16 protein-coding genes and 1 tRNA gene are annotated in these 14,435 nt (G+C 70.9%); 6 read left to right on the plus strand and 11 right to left on the minus strand.

Going from position 1 to position 14,435, the window contains the following annotated elements; translation table 11 throughout:
• Positions 1 to 207 precede the first annotated feature (207 nt).
• The 3 genes from ACIBEF_RS07250 to ACIBEF_RS07260 form a co-directional block, all read right to left on the minus strand.
• A complete protein-coding gene (locus ACIBEF_RS07250; RefSeq protein ID WP_396791987.1) occupies positions 208 to 978 on the minus strand; it encodes an IclR family transcriptional regulator in 771 nt (256 codons plus the stop codon).
• Between the two features lie 143 nt (positions 979 to 1,121).
• Positions 1,122 to 1,667, minus strand: a complete 546-nt coding sequence (locus ACIBEF_RS07255) for a hypothetical protein (RefSeq protein WP_396791988.1) — start codon at positions 1,665 to 1,667, stop codon at positions 1,122 to 1,124.
• A gap of 340 nt (positions 1,668 to 2,007) precedes the next feature.
• Positions 2,008 to 2,598, minus strand: a complete 591-nt coding sequence (locus tag ACIBEF_RS07260; RefSeq protein WP_396791991.1) for a nucleoside monophosphate kinase — start codon at positions 2,596 to 2,598, stop codon at positions 2,008 to 2,010.
• A 240-nt stretch (positions 2,599 to 2,838) separates the two neighbouring features.
• Here ACIBEF_RS07260 and ACIBEF_RS07265 point away from each other — a divergent pair, with 240 nt between their 5' ends.
• Both ACIBEF_RS07265 and ACIBEF_RS07270 read left to right on the plus strand, forming a co-directional pair.
• Positions 2,839 to 3,363: an SMI1/KNR4 family protein gene (locus ACIBEF_RS07265; RefSeq protein WP_396791993.1), complete on the plus strand. Its 525-nt coding sequence runs from the start codon at positions 2,839 to 2,841 to the stop codon at positions 3,361 to 3,363.
• A 160-nt stretch (positions 3,364 to 3,523) separates the two neighbouring features.
• Positions 3,524 to 3,901, plus strand: a complete 378-nt coding sequence (locus ACIBEF_RS07270; protein ID WP_088986731.1) for a carboxymuconolactone decarboxylase family protein — start codon at positions 3,524 to 3,526, stop codon at positions 3,899 to 3,901.
• Between the two features lie 125 nt (positions 3,902 to 4,026).
• Here the strand turns inward: ACIBEF_RS07270 and ACIBEF_RS07275 are convergent.
• Positions 4,027 to 4,098, minus strand: a tRNA-Lys gene (locus tag ACIBEF_RS07275).
• Positions 4,099 to 4,301: 203 nt separating this feature from the next.
• Here ACIBEF_RS07275 and ACIBEF_RS07280 point away from each other — a divergent pair.
• The 3 genes from ACIBEF_RS07280 to ACIBEF_RS07290 all read left to right on the plus strand — a co-directional run bounded on the left by ACIBEF_RS07280 (position 4,302) and on the right by ACIBEF_RS07290 (position 7,039).
• On the plus strand, positions 4,302 to 4,712 hold the full coding sequence (locus ACIBEF_RS07280) for a PadR family transcriptional regulator (protein ID WP_396791995.1): 411 nt from the start codon (positions 4,302 to 4,304) through the stop codon (positions 4,710 to 4,712).
• Positions 4,709 to 5,758, plus strand: coding sequence for a GlsB/YeaQ/YmgE family stress response membrane protein (locus ACIBEF_RS07285; protein ID WP_396791997.1), 1,050 nt, complete (start codon positions 4,709 to 4,711; stop codon positions 5,756 to 5,758). The genes ACIBEF_RS07280 and ACIBEF_RS07285 overlap by 4 nt, the downstream gene beginning before the upstream one ends.
• Before the next feature lie 174 nt (positions 5,759 to 5,932).
• Complete coding sequence (locus ACIBEF_RS07290) at positions 5,933 to 7,039, plus strand: NAD-dependent epimerase/dehydratase family protein (RefSeq protein WP_396791999.1); 1,107 nt, start codon at positions 5,933 to 5,935, stop codon at positions 7,037 to 7,039.
• Positions 7,040 to 7,118: 79 nt separating this feature from the next.
• On the opposite strand, the gene ACIBEF_RS07295 is transcribed toward ACIBEF_RS07290, so the two are convergent.
• The 5 genes from ACIBEF_RS07295 to ACIBEF_RS07315 all read right to left on the minus strand — a co-directional run bounded on the left by ACIBEF_RS07295 (position 7,119) and on the right by ACIBEF_RS07315 (position 11,971).
• Complete coding sequence (locus ACIBEF_RS07295) at positions 7,119 to 8,303, minus strand: hypothetical protein (protein WP_396792232.1); 1,185 nt, start codon at positions 8,301 to 8,303, stop codon at positions 7,119 to 7,121.
• Between the two features lie 114 nt (positions 8,304 to 8,417).
• Positions 8,418 to 9,167, minus strand: a complete 750-nt coding sequence (locus ACIBEF_RS07300; protein WP_396792001.1) for a ZIP family metal transporter — start codon at positions 9,165 to 9,167, stop codon at positions 8,418 to 8,420.
• Between the two features lie 54 nt (positions 9,168 to 9,221).
• A complete protein-coding gene (gene eis, locus ACIBEF_RS07305) occupies positions 9,222 to 10,412 on the minus strand; it encodes an enhanced intracellular survival protein Eis (RefSeq protein WP_396792003.1) in 1,191 nt (396 codons plus the stop codon).
• 163 nt (positions 10,413 to 10,575) lie between these two features.
• Positions 10,576 to 11,295, minus strand: coding sequence for a protein phosphatase 2C domain-containing protein (locus tag ACIBEF_RS07310; protein WP_355004776.1), 720 nt, complete (start codon positions 11,293 to 11,295; stop codon positions 10,576 to 10,578).
• A gap of 115 nt (positions 11,296 to 11,410) precedes the next feature.
• Entirely contained in the window at positions 11,411 to 11,971 is a 561-nt protein-coding gene (locus ACIBEF_RS07315) for a helix-turn-helix domain-containing protein (protein ID WP_396792005.1), read from the minus strand.
• Positions 11,972 to 12,027: 56 nt separating this feature from the next.
• Here ACIBEF_RS07315 and ACIBEF_RS07320 point away from each other — a divergent pair, with 56 nt between their 5' ends.
• The gene (locus tag ACIBEF_RS07320) at positions 12,028 to 13,275 is read left to right on the plus strand and encodes a benzoate/H(+) symporter BenE family transporter (RefSeq protein ID WP_396792007.1); all 1,248 of its coding nucleotides are present in this window, start codon (positions 12,028 to 12,030) and stop codon (positions 13,273 to 13,275) included.
• Positions 13,276 to 13,342: 67 nt separating this feature from the next.
• Here the strand turns inward: ACIBEF_RS07320 and ACIBEF_RS07325 are convergent, their stop codons facing one another.
• Positions 13,343 to 13,714, minus strand: a complete 372-nt coding sequence (locus ACIBEF_RS07325) for a hypothetical protein (RefSeq protein ID WP_091395802.1) — start codon at positions 13,712 to 13,714, stop codon at positions 13,343 to 13,345.
• Between the two features lie 454 nt (positions 13,715 to 14,168).
• Positions 14,169 to 14,420: a hypothetical protein gene (locus tag ACIBEF_RS07330; protein WP_030332357.1), complete on the minus strand. Its 252-nt coding sequence runs from the start codon at positions 14,418 to 14,420 to the stop codon at positions 14,169 to 14,171.
• Between the last annotated feature and the right edge of the window lie 15 nt (positions 14,421 to 14,435).

Below are 14,435 nucleotides of genomic sequence, written 5' to 3' on the forward strand. Positions count from 1 at the left end.
GTCGGATGGCGCGACGGGGTCGAGGCGATCGGCGACCGGGCCGAGGCAGTAGCGCTGACGTTCCAGTTCGGTCGGGTCACGGGACCACCGCCGTTCGAGATTTCGAACTAGGTTCGATATACCGTATCGAGTGGTCGCGACGCTAGGGCAACACGATGAGCGATGTCAATGTTTCGATGTTGTTCCGAACCGAAAGCGGGAGGCTGCCTATCGAGGCTGCGCCCGGTAGCCCATACGAGCCGACAAGGCGGCCGCCCCCTCGCGAACCAGCCCGGTCCACTCCACCTGCACCTGAGGCGTCCAACGGATGATCGGCGCGGACAGGCTCATCCCAGCGATGATGGCGCCGGTGTGGTCCCGAATCGCCGCGGCGACACATCGCATCGCAGTGTCCGACTCACCGATGTCGACAGCGACGCCCTCCACCCGGACCCGGTCCAGATGTTCACGAAGAAGATCCGGATCGGTGATGCTGTCCGGCGTCATGCCCGGCAGGGGGTCCTTCAGCAGGACGGCATCCAGGTCCGCCTCATCGAGGGCCGACAGCAGCACCTTGCCCACGGCCGTGCAGTGAGCGGGCAGCCGCAGCCCGACCCCGGAAACCATCCGAACCGGGTGGGTGCTGTCGAACTTGACCAGGTAGATCACATCGGCGCCGTCGAGCACCGCCACATGAACCGCCTCGTCGCACGCGGCGGCCACGTCCCGCGCGACGCCCTGCGCCTCGCGTACCAGATCAAGCCGGCCCGCGAACGCCGCGCCCAACTGGAACAGCGGCATGCCGAGCCGATACTGCACGGGCTGACCCGGAATGGAGATCAGGTACGCGCGAGCCTCAAGCGTCACGAGCAACTCGTGGACGGTCGTGCGGGGCAGATCGAGCCGCTCCATCACCTGGCGGGCCGACAGTTGAGGGCAGTCCAGAAACAGCTCCAGGACGTCGAGTGCGCGGATGACCGCCGGTACCACACGGGGCATGTTCGATAGTCCCTTCGCAGTGCCGGACCCGTGTCAACGATCTCCACACGACCCAGCACCTGAAGAGGATATCTACGTCAGCCCGCCGCGCCAGGTGCCAACCTCGTCGTTGATCCGCTGCAACGCGCCGGATTCCGGGGCGTTCAGGACCCGGTCGTCTGGAATCTGTGGAGCGCGGCCTCGGCCACCCGGGTGAGGCGTTCGGCACCGCCAGGCTTGTTGCCCTCCGCCTGAACCACCACCAGGGTGGTGCCGGTCCGGACGAGGATGACGTCCCACTCCAGGGTGTCGGGACCCGACGTCGTGGCTTTGATGACGTGAAGGCTCTCATCGCCCAACTGCGGCCCGGCCGCGACCGCGAAGCGGTAACTGCCGCCCTGGTCAGGCAGCACAAGGGTCGGGCAACCGCCGATGAACGTCCGCAGGGCCGCCATCGCTCGCCGCGCACCGTCGTCGGTGTAGGTCCTGAGGACTTCCGTTCCCACCCACAGGTCATCGGGACCCGCGTCGAAGCTGAGGGTGGCTGCGGCTATCGCTGACGGAGTCCCGGTCAGCCGCCTCGCCGACAGCAGCGGGATCATGCTGCGCGAACACGCTGCGCCGACGTCTGGACGTCGATCGCCAGCATCGAGTGCCATGGTGGTCGCGATCTGCACGGTGAAGCCGGGCGGTAGCGACTCCGGGGTCACCAGGCGTGCGGACAGCGCCGCGGAGTACCCGGGCCCGCCGGTCGCCGGAACCGCTGGCGGAGATGACTTCGTGGCCGTCGCCTGCTTTGTCGCGTCTGGGGATCGATCCGCTCCGGGAGCCGTTGGCGAACCGCAGGCGGCCACCACGGAGACGGTCGCCACCGCGACCAACCCACGCAGCAGAATCCTGTGCACCGGGCAGCCTCCGCCTCTCGCCGAAAGGCGTCAGGCTAGCAGCGCTCGAACCCCGAACGCTGCTGGCGCGGAACCCGACCGCTGTCGACAACGTCCTCGGCCTTCGCAGTTGGGCTGCCACAGCTGCTCAACGCGTCGCACCGGTTCACGTACGCCCCCTGGGGTTGTCGGAGACCATTTGGATCAGCCTGCCTGCTACGTCCTCGAAGTCGCCGAAGCCATTGACGGTCTGCCACAGGCCATGGGTCCGGTAATAGGCGCGCAACGGATCGATTTGCTCTTGGTAGGTCTCCTGTGATCGCGAGTACAAAAGCAATAGTTGCTGGCGTCGCGCGGCTTGTTTGGAGTCCAGTTCTATCCGATGTTCCACCCGGCGCTGCGCGGCGAGGCGACCTTGGTCCTCCGTCAGGGAAAGTTCGATCACTGCGTTGGGGGCATGGCTGCTCTGTGTCAGCAACTCAGCTTGGCGGATGTTGCGGGGGAAGTTGTACATCACCCAGCTGCCGTCGACGTGGGTTAGGACCTCAGCGATGGCTCTGACCATTAGCTCATTCGGTACAAAATGTCCGGCCTGCACATACCGGTTCGCCTCTTTGCCCAGCGGAGTCTGCTGCTGCACGTGATCGCGGAAGACGTTGCCCGCACTGACAACCTGTAGGCCGATGGCGTCTGCCAGAGCCCGCGCAGCGGAAGCGATGTCAACTACCGGCTCGGCGATGAGGACCACGTTGGGCATGTGTACTCCATGTTGATGACGCCGAAGCGCCAAGCTAGCAGCACACGGCACATCTGAGTTCGGACGTCGAGCGTCAGCCCGGATATGCCTGCACCATGGAGATCTACGCGGTGATCGCGTCGGCGGCCACCCGTGACGCCCTCAAGCGGCTGGGGAGCGCGCTGGACCGGTGAACCCCGGGGCCCGAGCCGTTGGCCGGCACCAGACCGGTCCGTCGGTCCTCCTCGCTAGGGTGCTGCCGTGGATCACGATGGTCGCACCTTGCCGACTCCGCTGTCCGAAGCTCACGAAGTCGGCTTCGACTACCGGGACGGCGTCGGCGTCGAATTCGAGCCGTACCCTCACTTCCTCGACTCGGGCGAGATTGCCGAGTGGTGGAGGGCGTGGACCGGGAACGCGGAGCTGGACGGTTCCGAGTTCCGGGTCTTCGGGCAGGACGGCACCGGAGGCCTCGCCGCGTTCTGGCTGGTGCGTCACGGTGAGCCGATCGAGCAGCAGCCGGTGGTGTTCCTCGGTTCGGAGGGCGAGACGGGCGTCGTGGCGCAAACCCTGTGGGACTACCTGTGGCTCGTCGCCGACGGTTTCGGTCCGTGGGAAGCGACGGCCTATCCCGAGCACGAACACGAGCCTCGTACGGATGCCCGCCTTGCGGAGATCGCCCAACGCTGGGCACCGTCGCGTCGCAGGTCGGCGGATGAGGTCATTACCGCAGCGCGCGAAGAGTTCCCCGGCTTCGAGGAGCTGATCGGCTCACTCTGCCGGTAGTTGGCGTGAGGAGTGCTCGACAAGATTGGGCAGGCGTTCCACCGCACCCGATGCTATGCCGACCACCGGTCTGCCGGAACGGCCGACCGAACGCCGGGGTAGGGGCGATGCTGGAACCGAACGGCAGTCGATCGGCTGACACGTGCGGAGGTGGCAACGCATGCCCGACGATCCCCGATACCAGCAGGCCCTCGACACCGCGGAGCGCCTCCTCGGCCAACCGTTGACCCTGCCGCTGGCCGACGGGGAACCCGCGGTCGGTCAGGACTTCCGGCGGCTGGCGACCGAGCACACCTTCGGCGACTCCTGGCCGCGACCGGGCCTGGACCTGCGGAGCCGCTGCCTGATCTCGGTGGCCGTCGCGGCGGCGCTGGGCACCCACGAGCCGCTGCGGGGGCAGTTGCGCATCGCGCTGACGTCCGGCGTGACCAAGGAGGAGATCGTCGAGCTCTTCATCCACCTGGAGGCGTACGCCGGGGCGGCCCGGGCGTTCGACAGCTACCAGGTGGCCGCGGCGGTCTTCGGCGAGCACCGCTGACGACGCTGCCACCATTCCGTCTGCCGCAGAGGAACTGGCCGCCTAACTCGTCACGCCGGAGTTGGGCCCTGGCCGTGCCCGATGATCTCCGGTCGGAGTTGCCGCAGCTCAGAGGCGCTGAATAGTGGGCCGCCAGGGACTCGAACCCTGAACCTATGGATTAAAAGTCCACAGCTCTGCCATTGAGCTAGCGGCCCGCGCGCTCAGGTTACCCGACCGTCTGCGGCCCGGCTGATGTCCGCCCCCGGTCCGGCGGAGCGATGCCGGTCTACGCCCGCGCCACGGACATCCGTCGGCGGTGCAGGCCTGAGCGAGCCGCTGGCGCACCGGCCTGACATCTCCGGCACACTTCCGCAGGGCTTTGTCACCGGTATAGCTTCATCACCGATATGTTGACGTCATGCCCACGCCCACGCCACTGCGGGAACCCACCTTCTTGATCCTCACCGCGCTCGCGCGGGAGCCCATGCACGGCTACGGCATCACCAGCGACGTCGCGGCCCTCTCCGGTGGGCGGTTGGCGCTGCGGCCCGGCACCCTCTACGGCGCACTCGACCGCCTCAGCGACGAGGGGCTGGTGGAGCGGGACCGCGAGGAGGTCGTCGAGGGTCGGCTACGCCGCTACTACCGGCTCACCGAAGTTGGCCGGTCCGTGCTCACCGCCGAGACCGAACGACTGCGCCGCAACGTCGAGGCCGCCACGCAGCGGTTACGTGCTCGACCTGCGGGCACCCGCGCCGCCGATGGCACCTCACGCGGCCCTCTGACGGTTGCCCGCCCCATCCTTCGACCGACCGGAGGCCCGGCATGAACCAGCCTAACCCCGCGCAGGATCAGGCCGGGTCGCCGTTGGAGTCCCGCTACCGGCGGCTGCTGTGGGCCTACCCGGGTGACTACCAGGCTGAGCGGGGCGACGAGATCGTCGGGACGTACCTCGACACCGTCGATCCGGGGCGGCGCTGGCCATCCCCACACGACGCCGTCGACCTGCTCGGCGCCGGGCTTCGAGAGCGACTGCGCGGGTACGGCGCACTGGGGCTGGTTGCGGCTCTCCCGCTGGCCGCGACCGCCGCGCTGAACACCCTGGTCGCGGTCTCCGTCTTCCTGCTCCTGCAGGTCGAGTTCGAAGATCCCCGCTTCGCCGGGCTGGATCCGGTCGGCCCGTTCCAGACCCTCGGGGCCGTGATCTGGCTGGGCTGGCTGCTCGTCGCCCTCACCGCCACGGCGCTGCCCGGGGCCTGGGCCCGCTCTGTCGCGGCCGGCGGTCTCCTGCTGACCGTCGTCGTGCCGCCCGTGGCCGCCGCCACCGGGCAGCCGGGGCCACCGCTGTTCGTGCTGGTGCCCGCCGTCGCGCTGGGCCTGGCCACGCTCGCGCTGCCCTCCCATCCCGGCTGGGTGGCGCGTGGCCTGCCGCCGCTCACTGCCGGTTGTGTGACGGTCGCATCGGTGGCTTTCAGCGCCGCCGAGAACGGCGGGAACATGTTCACCTCGTACGGCTCGATCCCCGAACTGTTGGCGATGGTCGGGGGGTTGATGTTCGCACTGGTCCTGCTCGTCGGCCTCGGTCGCGCCCTGCGAGCGGACGACGCCGGCCTCTGGGCGACAGTGCTGCTCGCCACCCCGGCCGCCCTGTTCGGCGCCAACCAGCTCAGCCAGGGCATCTGGGGCAGCCAGGGAGGGGGACCGACCTCGGTGGCCTACGCCACCACGACCGGGTCGATCCTTCTTGTCGGCGCGGCGCTGCTGGCAGCGGCCGTCGCCGGCCAGGCCGCACGACACCAGACGGTACGTCGGCGAGTGCTCGACGACGCCTGCCCGACCTGCGGACACCGCTCGACCGCCACGGCACGAGCCTGACGTCGGCAGCACCCAGGTGGCGGGACTCGGGATCCCGGAAGTCGGGCTGTCCTGGGCGCTGGGATGCCGCGACTTTCAGGAAGTCGAGTGGATCAAGCGGCGGGGCGGGGCGGAGCGGGCCCCCGCAGCGCTGGTGGGTGGTTGAGCTGCTGCTGGGCGGGTACGGGGTCGGGCATGCGGATCGTGGTGGTGGGGGCGAGCGGCAACGTCGGTACGGCGCTGCTGCGGCGGCTGCGCCGGGAGCGGGGCGTTGAGCTGGCCGGGGTCGTCCGACGGTTGCCCGGCCCGGATGCCGGCGAGCCGTACGACCAGGTGGAGTGGCACTCCTGCGACATCGGCGCGCCGGGCGCGGCCGGGCAGCTCGCCGAGGTGTTCGCGGGTGCGGACGCGGTGGTGCACCTGGCCTGGCAGATCCAGCCCAGCCACGACCAGCGGGTGCTGCGCCGGACCAACGTCGAGGGCAGCCGGGCGGTGATCAACGCGGTGGTCCAGGCCGGCGTGCCGGCCCTGGTGTACGCCTCGTCGGTCGGCACCTACGCCCCCGGCCCGAAGGACCACCCAATCAGTGAGCGCTGGCCGGCCACCGGTGTGCCCGGTTCGTCGTACAGCGAGCACAAGGCGGAGGTGGAGGCGCTGCTGGACGGGCTCGAACGGGATCAGCCGACGCTGCGGGTGGTACGGATGCGCCCCGGGTTGATCTTCCAGCGGGCCGCCGGTGCGGAGATCACGCGTTACTTCCTCGGCCCGTTGGCGCCGGTGCGGCTGCTGCGCTTCGGCCGGATCCCGCTGGTGCCGACGAACCGCCGGTTACGAATGCAGGCGGTGCACGCCGATGACGTGGCTGACGCGTACGCGCGGGCGGTGTTGGGTGATGCGCGCGGCGCCTTCAACGTCGCCGCGGACCCGGTGCTCACGCCGGAGCTGGTGGCCCGGCACTTCCATGGTTGGACGGTGCCGGTTGCCGCGCCGGTGCTGCGGGCAGCGGCGGCGCTGACCTGGCGGGCGCGGCTGCAACCGGTCGACGCGGGCTGGGTGGAGCTGGGCCTGAACGCCCCGCTGATGTCCAGCGAGCGCGCGGAGACCGAGCTGGGCTGGCAGCCGAAGATCAGTGCGTTGACGGCGCTCAAGGAACTCTTCGCCGGAATGGCCGACGGCGACCACACGTCAAGCCCTCCGATGTCCGGCGCACCGAACCTGCCCGGACGCCCCGCCGCCCTCCTCCACGCCCGCCCCCAGGCGAAGGAAACCCCTACTGACCCACCCCACCCCACAGCTCGTTGATCAAGAGCTTCGGTCAGAAAGCATCGCCGAGATGACCGAAACCTCTTGATCACCGGCGCGGGGCGGGGCGGGGAGTGGGTTAGGAGAGCTTGGAGTTGATGAGGGTGGGGTTGCGGGCGCCCAGGAAGAAGATGCCGGGGAAGCCGCGGGTCTCGAACTTGGCGCTGGGGTTGCGCCGCAGGGTCGAGTTTTCGATCCTCATCGTGCCGGTGCGGTTGTTGCTCACGAAGAAGACCGCGCCGCCACCCTCGTTGGCCTTGTTGTTCTCGATGATCGTGCCGGCGATCCGTACGGTGAACTCGTTGCCGTCGCAGTAGATCGCGCCGCCGCTGCCGCCGCCGGGCGTACCGGACTTGGCCGGGTTGGCGCCGCTGCCGATCGCCTCGTTGTTCCTGAGCAGGCTGTTCAACACCACCCACGACACACCGATGCTGCTCAGCGCCCCTCCGTTCGAGCAGGAGCCGCCGTCGAAGGTGCTGCCCACCACGTACACCGGCTTGTTCTCGTATTGACTCAGCACCCGGACGGCCGCGCCACCCAGGTCGGGGCCCGTGCGGTCGCAGCGGTTGCGGACGAAGCGCGAGTTGACCACCTTCAGCCGCCCGCCGCGTACGAAGATCGCCCCACCGCCGCCGCCCTCGGCCTTCTCGCCGGTGGAGTTGCCGTCGGCGAAGGTGAGGTTCTGCACGGTGAGCTGCGGGTGGTCCTGGTTCTGGCAGTGCGAGGTGGTGAAGCCCTGGGCCTCGTCGCAGGTGTTCATGTAGAGGATGCGGCGCTGCCCCTGGCCGCTCAGCGTGACGGTGCCGCCGCCGTCCAGCACGATCTTCGGCCCGTTGGCGTTGCGGACCTTCGCGGTGGCGGCCATCTTGATCGTCACCGGGGCCGGTCCACAGTTGAACGTGATGACACCGCCAGCCGCGACGGCCTTCACCACCGCCGCGGAGGTGCAGCTCGCCGGGGTGCCCGTGCCGATTCTGCGGGTCGGCTTCGAGGTGTCCGCCGCTCGCGCCTCGGCCGGCACTGTGGCCTTGCCGTTCGGGTTGCCGGCGGCAAGCACCTTGTTGGCGGGCTTCGGGCTGGCGCTGGCTCCCGGGCCGCCGAGGCCGTCGCGAGCCCCCGGCGTCTCACCCTGACCGCCGGTGGGCAGGGCCGTCGGCGAGGCGGTCGAGCCGGCCTCGAAGACGGGGGCCGGGTCGTTGGGCGCGCAGGCGGGCAGGGTCGCGGTGGCGACACCGAGGACGAGGAGAGCGGCAAGCGACGTCATGCGCACCCCGTGATGCTAGGAGCCGCGACGGCGTCGCGACGAATCCGCCGGGCCGGTTTAATGCGCAGCTAAGCCGCGCCGGGCGGCTGGCCGCCCGCACGGCCGGCCCGCCGGTCAGGCGTGGGAGAGGGCGAAGGCGGTCAGGAAGCCGGCGACGGTGATCAGACCGACCAGCAGGTGCGCGTTCTCGAACGCCTCCGGGACCATCGTGTCGGTGATCATGGCGAGGATCGCGCCGGCGGCCAACGCGGTGATGGCGGCCAGCACCTCCGGCGGCGCGCCCCCCAGCAGCGTGTTGCCGACCAGCGCGGCGACGCCACTGATCAGCGCGATCCCGGTCCAGAGCAGGAACACGTACCGTCGGGTGCGGCCAGCCTGGCGCATGCCGGCGGCGCTGGACAGCCCCTCCGGAACGTTGCTGAGAAACACCGCCGCCACCGTGACCAGGCTGACCGTGCCGCCGCCGAGCAGACTGGCGCCGATCACGACCGATTCCGGTACGCCGTCGAGCAGCGCGCCAACGGCGAGCGCCGAGCCGGAGCCGGGCTGCTCGCTCTCGGAGGGTTGCTGGTCGCCGGACCGCTTCCGGTGCCGAGCACCGTGCCGGGCGAGAGCCAGGTTGGCCACCGTGTAGACCACCGCGCCGGCGGCAGCGCCGAGAGCGGTGGGCAGGAGCCCGCCCTGCGCGTGCGCCTCGGCGATCAACTCGAACGACACGGCGGAGAGCAGCACTCCCGCGCCGAAGGCCATGATCGACGCGATGACGCGCTGCGGCACCCGAGCGAACCAGCCGACCGCCGCCCCGACCAGCAGAGCCGACCCGGCCAGCAACCCCCATCCACCCGCCTGTAACCACTCCGGCATTCGCGGGACCGTACCCACGTTCGCCGAGGCGACAAACCCGATTGCGAGGAGGGCTCAGAAGTCGGCGAAGAGGTACGGCACCCGGCGGGGGAAGAGGCCGCGCAGCTCCGTGGCGGCGTCCACCGGCACCTCGCCCAGACCGCGTAGCGGCAGCTCGGCCGGGTCCAGCACCCCGTACGCGAGGGCGGAGAGACCGGCTGCGGTGAGCGTGGCGGTCGGCGCGCGGCCGGTGGTGTCATCGACCAACTCCAACGCCCCGGTCGTGCCGTCAAGCAGGTGGGTGCCGGCCAACCAGCGGTCACCGGTCAGCTCGATCCGCACCCGGCCCGTGCCCGCGGGCAGCCCGCTCAACGCGTCCAGCGACAGCAGCCGGGCCATCGGCGCGGACGCACCCGGCACCTGGGTACGGGCCTCGACGTGCACGTCCAGATCGGTCAGCCACAGCTCGGGCAACTCGTCCGGCGGAACCTGAACGGTGATCCGCTGAATCTGGTCGACGTGCCGGGCGAAGAACTGCAGCAGCAGCGCCCTCGCGAGCGGGTCGGTGACCAGCAGCTCGTTGCCGTGCAGCGTGCCGCCGTATTCGTCGATCCGGTACGTCACCGCGCCGGTGACCTCCCCACCGACCCGGGCGGTGAGCAGCCAGAACTCGTCGCGGTCACGCATCCCGACCGCCCGGTGGTCCGGGAAGATCGCAAAGCCGTGTCGTTCCTGGAGGTTGCGTTCGGTGAACGCCCGCCACGCCGGATAGCCGGCGGCAATGCGTTCCCAGCTGACCTCGCCGGGCAGATCCACCCGGAGCAGCGAACCCAGGTTGGCTGGGCTGAAGGTGACCCGGCGCGGCTTGGGCAGCCCGATGTAACCGAACCGGGCGTAGAAGCTGGGCCGGAACGGATAGAGCGCGCTGAGCGGATGGCCCTCGTCGCGCATCTCGTCGAGGAGTTGGTGCAGCAACGTCCGGACGTGCCCCTGCCGGCGGGCCAGCGGATGGGTCGCCACCCCGGCGACACCGGCCATCGGCAGCACCACCCCGCGCAGGTTCTGTCGCATCGGGATGGCCGAGACGGCGGCCAACGTGGTGCCGTCCTCCTCGGCGATCAACGTCCGGTTGCCCTGGTTGTAGGGCAGGTAGTCGCGGAACTCCGCCGTCCGGGCGGCGCTGAGCGGCGAGGACTCGAAGGCGTACGCGGCAAGCGGAAAGCTGGTGGTGAGACGGTCGTCGTCGGTCACCCGGCGAATGGTCATTCGCCCATCTCAACCCGCCGCGCTGGTCGCAGCAACCGGATTGGCCCGATCCACGGCCGGCCCGGCGTCAGCCGACCGGCAGGTGCCGCAGGTGGCGACGGCGGCGCAGGCGGCGGCCCCCGAACCAGTCGGTTCGGGTGAGCCGCCGAGGGAGCCGTACGGGTCAGCGGGCGACGACGTCGGAGACCACGACAGTGACGTTGTCCGGTGCACCGGCGTGGTGAGCCAGCTTCACCAGCTGCTCCCCGCACTGCTGGCGGTCTGCGTACATGCCCAGGGCCGCGGCGATGGCCTCGTCCTCGACGTAGTCGGAGAGCCCGTCGCTGCACAGCAGCAGCCGGTCACCGGCGACCACGGTGAGCACCCCGACCGCCGGTGGGGTGTCGGCGCCCTGCACGGCCCGGGTCACCAGGGACCGCTGCGGGTGGTGGCGGGCCTGCTCGGGAGAGAGAGTCCCCTGATCGACAAGCGCCTGCACGAACGTGTCGTCCCGGGTGAGCTGGGTCAGCTCCCCCTCACGCAGCAGGTAGCAGCGGGAGTCGCCCACCTGGGCCAGCACCAGCGTCTCCCCGGCCAGCAGCGCCGCGGTGAGCGTCGTACCCATGCCGTCCCGGCTCGGGTCGACGGTGATGGCGGCGTGGATGCGCTGGTTGGCGGTGCTGACCACGGCACGCAGCGCGTCGGCGGCGCCGTCGGGGTCGGTGGGGGGAGCCAGCTCGTCCAGGATCCGGATCACGATCTCGCTCGCCACCTCGCCCGCAGGCAGCCCACCCATGCCGTCGGCGACCGCGATCAGGCGGTCACCGGCGAGGGCGGAGTCCTCGTTGTTGGTGCGCACCAAGCCGATGTCGTTGAGGATGACCGAGCGGAGGATCAGCGTCATGGGGTCAAGCTTGCCAAGAACAACCGGCATTCGTCTCTACGCCTCCTACCTAGGTCGAGAAATGATTGCGATTATCGTCGACGAGGTCGACGGTCCGTGACCGATCGGCGGGGTCTCAGCGGCGCGGATAGCGCAGCAGCAGGCTCGCGGCGACCTCCTCGTCGCCCACCGCCGCGTAGGTGTGTGGCACGTCCGACACCCAGCGGAGGTGGCCACCGGCCGTGGCCGTCAGCGGTGCGTCGGCCGGGCCGGCGCGCAGCACCCCGGCGAACACGGTGACGTGCTCGGTGACTCCCGCCGGGTGGGCGGGAGAGAGCTGGCCGGGGCCGGGCGCGACCCGCATCCGGTACAGCTCGTAAGTCGCGTCGGTGTCGGTGAAGACCTCCAGCAGGGTGGCGGTGACCGCGGTGCCGTGCACGGTGGGCCCGGCGGCGGGCTCCGCCAGCACCGCCGTCAGCGGTACGCCGAGCTGCGCGGTGACCGCCCAGAGCGTCTCCAGGGTCGGGTTGCGGGTGCCGTGCTCCAGACCGGAGAGAGTGGCCTTTCCGACACCGGCGAGCCGGGCGAGTGTGGACAGCGAGATCCCCTGCTCCTCGCGCAGGGCGCGGACCCGGCGCCCGACGACGACGGGATCCACGTCGAGGCCCGGGCGCGGGGCTGGTGATGGGTGCGGCACCCGGCTATCGTGCTACACGCTTCCGTTCCGTAAACGGAACAGTCGGGAGGGGTGTGATGGCCGGACGCGTGCAACCGGTGCTGGCTGGGGTGGTGACCGCGCTGGTGGGCTTCGCCAGCTCGTTCACCGTCGTGCTGGCCGGGCTCGGAGCGGCAGGCGCGTCGGACGCACAGGCCGCCTCCGGCCTGCTCGCTCTCTGCGTGGCATGTGGGATCGCCGCCGCCTGGCTGGGCTGGCGGTACCGGATACCGATGAGCGTGGCCTGGTCCACTCCGGGCGCGGCGCTGCTGGTGGCGACGGGGCCGCCGCCGGGAGGATGGCCGGTGGCGGTGGGCGCCTTCCTCGTCTCCGGTGTGCTGATCGTCGCCGCCGGGTTGTTCCCGCCGCTCGGCCGTGCGGTAGCCGCCATCCCCAAGCCGGTGGCCGGCGCCATGCTCGCCGGAGTGCTGTTGCCGCTGTGCACCGCCCCGGTCCGCGCGCTGGTCGAGCTGCCGGTGGTGGCCGGATCGGTGGTGGTCGGCTGGCTGCTGCTGCACCGGTTCGCCCGACGCTGGGCGGTGCCCGGTGCGCTGGTGGTGGCCGTGGCGGCGATCGCACTGACCGCACCGCCGACCGGCCTTACCGCTGCCGCGCTGATCCCGTCGGTCACGCTGACCGCGCCAACCTGGAACGCGTCCGCACTCGTCGGAGTGGCGCTGCCGTTGTTCCTGGTCACCATGGCCGCGCAGAACGTGCCCGGGATGGCGGTGCTGGTCGGCTACGGCTACCGGCCGCCGTTCGGCGCCGCACTGCGGACCACCGGCCTGGCCAGTCTGCTCGCCGCCCCGGCCGGTGGGCACGGGGTGAATCTCGCGGCGATCACCGCCGCGCTGGCCGCCGGCCCCGACGCGCACCCCGACCCGGAGCGCCGATGGATCGCCTCGGTCACCGCAGGTGTCGGGCTGGCCGTGCTCGGACTGGGCGCCGGCGTGGCCACCACGCTGGTGGCGGTCGCCCCACCGATCCTCATCGAGGCGGTCGCCGGGCTGGCGCTGCTGGGCGCCCTGGCCACCGCGCTCGCTGCGGCGGTGACCGACCCGGCGACCCGGGAGGCCGCCGTGGTCACCTTCGTGGTGACCGCGTCCGGGGTGACGCTGATCGGTGTGGGCGGCGCGTTCTGGGGCCTGGTCGCGGGCTGCCTGATGCTGCTGCTCTTCCACCGCCGCCAACCCGCCCCGGCTACGCCGGCCCCCGCCGCGCCGGCCTCCGCCGCGCCGGACGAGCCCGCCCCGGCCGCGCCGGGCAGATCCACTCGGGTTTCATGAAGTCGGGCCGTCCCGAGGCTCCGGACACCCCGATTTCCGTGAACCCGAGTCGATCAGGGCCGTTGGGTCACTCCTCAGGCGGCAGGTCGGCCACCCCGACGGCCAGGAGGACCCGGCCGTCGGCCACCGACCCGATCCGGTCGGCCGGGACGTAGACCGCGCCCGTGCGGGTCAGGTCGGTCGAGACCTTCAGATAGCCGCTGTGCAGCAGTCGGGCCGCCAGATCGGCCGGGACGTCCGGCTCCTCGACCGCGGTCGCCTCGATCAGCTCGTCCAGGCTGCTGCCCGGGTCGGCGGTCGGTGTCTGGACGGTCACCGCGTTCGGGTCACCCCGCTGGACGAGGTCCACGGTGCCGACCTCGGTGCCAGCTGAGTCGATCACCGGCATCCCGGTGGTGATCCGCGAGATGGTCGCCTGCTGCTCGTCCTGCTGGTCCATCCCGCTGCGGTTCCCAGAGCAGCGCGCCGCTAAACGCCGCCGCCCACTCACCCCGCCCGTCCGCTGCCGGCCCGCCTGCCCGTCCCTTCACCCGCCGCTCAGCGGCAGCCGCGGCCTCGGTGTAGTCGCACCTCGTCCCAGGGCAGTGGCTCGGAGGCGGCCGGTCGGAGCCGGGCCGATGAGGCGGTGGGCTCGGAGGCGAAGGGTTCGGAGGCGGTGGGTCGGGGAGGCGGTGGGCCGGGGGCGATGGGCTCGGAGGCGATGGGCTTGGGGAGCGTGATGACTGTGAGTCATATTGATGCCTCACAGTCATCACCGCCAAAAGCAATACCGCCTCCACGGCCCGCGCGAGGTGGCGGCGGCGGGCCGCCGCGCCAGTGGCACGCAGCAGACGGCACGCAGCAGACGGCACGCAGCGCCCGGCACCCTCGCGCGTGCACGGTGTTTCGCACACTCAGGTGTTCGGGAGGGTCCAGCCGCCGGGCGGGCGGGGGGACAGCTCCCGCCAGGTGTCCGGGCCGTCGAGCAGCGCCCGGACGGTGTCCTCGGCCTCGTCCGCACTGCCGTACTCGTAGAAACGGGAGATGCCCTCGGCACCGCCGGCCCGCTGCTCGACGTGCCAGCGGTCGGCGTCCACCCGCAGGAAGACGTCCCGCCGGGCCAGCCGCCCCCACTTCCCGTTCCACCAGTGCTTTCGCTGCTCCATGGCGGGACTCTATCG

The organism is Micromonospora sp. NPDC050795, assembly GCF_044456785.1.
Taxonomy (GTDB): Bacteria; Actinomycetota; Actinomycetes; order Mycobacteriales; family Micromonosporaceae; genus Micromonospora.

Coding starts and splice junctions, on each gene's coding strand:
- ACIBEF_RS07295 (WP_396792232.1), bottom strand. CDS start 8,303: ATGACGTCGCTTGCCGCTCTCCTCGTCCTCGGTGTCGCCACCGCGACC.
- ACIBEF_RS07285 (WP_396791997.1), top strand. CDS start 4,709: ATGAACCAGCCTAACCCCGCGCAGGATCAGGCCGGGTCGCCGTTGGAG.
- ACIBEF_RS07290 (WP_396791999.1), top strand. CDS start 5,933: ATGCGGATCGTGGTGGTGGGGGCGAGCGGCAACGTCGGTACGGCGCTG.
- ACIBEF_RS07325 (WP_091395802.1), bottom strand. CDS start 13,714: ATGGACCAGCAGGACGAGCAGCAGGCGACCATCTCGCGGATCACCACC.
- ACIBEF_RS07280 (WP_396791995.1), top strand. CDS start 4,302: ATGCCCACGCCCACGCCACTGCGGGAACCCACCTTCTTGATCCTCACC.
- eis (WP_396792003.1), bottom strand. CDS start 10,412: ATGACCATTCGCCGGGTGACCGACGACGACCGTCTCACCACCAGCTTT.
- ACIBEF_RS07270 (WP_088986731.1), top strand. CDS start 3,524: ATGCCCGACGATCCCCGATACCAGCAGGCCCTCGACACCGCGGAGCGC.
- ACIBEF_RS07330 (WP_030332357.1), bottom strand. CDS start 14,420: ATGGAGCAGCGAAAGCACTGGTGGAACGGGAAGTGGGGGCGGCTGGCC.
- ACIBEF_RS07250 (WP_396791987.1), bottom strand. CDS start 978: ATGCCCCGTGTGGTACCGGCGGTCATCCGCGCACTCGACGTCCTGGAG.
- ACIBEF_RS07320 (WP_396792007.1), top strand. CDS start 12,028: ATGGCCGGACGCGTGCAACCGGTGCTGGCTGGGGTGGTGACCGCGCTG.
- ACIBEF_RS07260 (WP_396791991.1), bottom strand. CDS start 2,598: ATGCCCAACGTGGTCCTCATCGCCGAGCCGGTAGTTGACATCGCTTCC.
- ACIBEF_RS07310 (WP_355004776.1), bottom strand. CDS start 11,295: ATGACGCTGATCCTCCGCTCGGTCATCCTCAACGACATCGGCTTGGTG.
- ACIBEF_RS07300 (WP_396792001.1), bottom strand. CDS start 9,167: ATGCCGGAGTGGTTACAGGCGGGTGGATGGGGGTTGCTGGCCGGGTCG.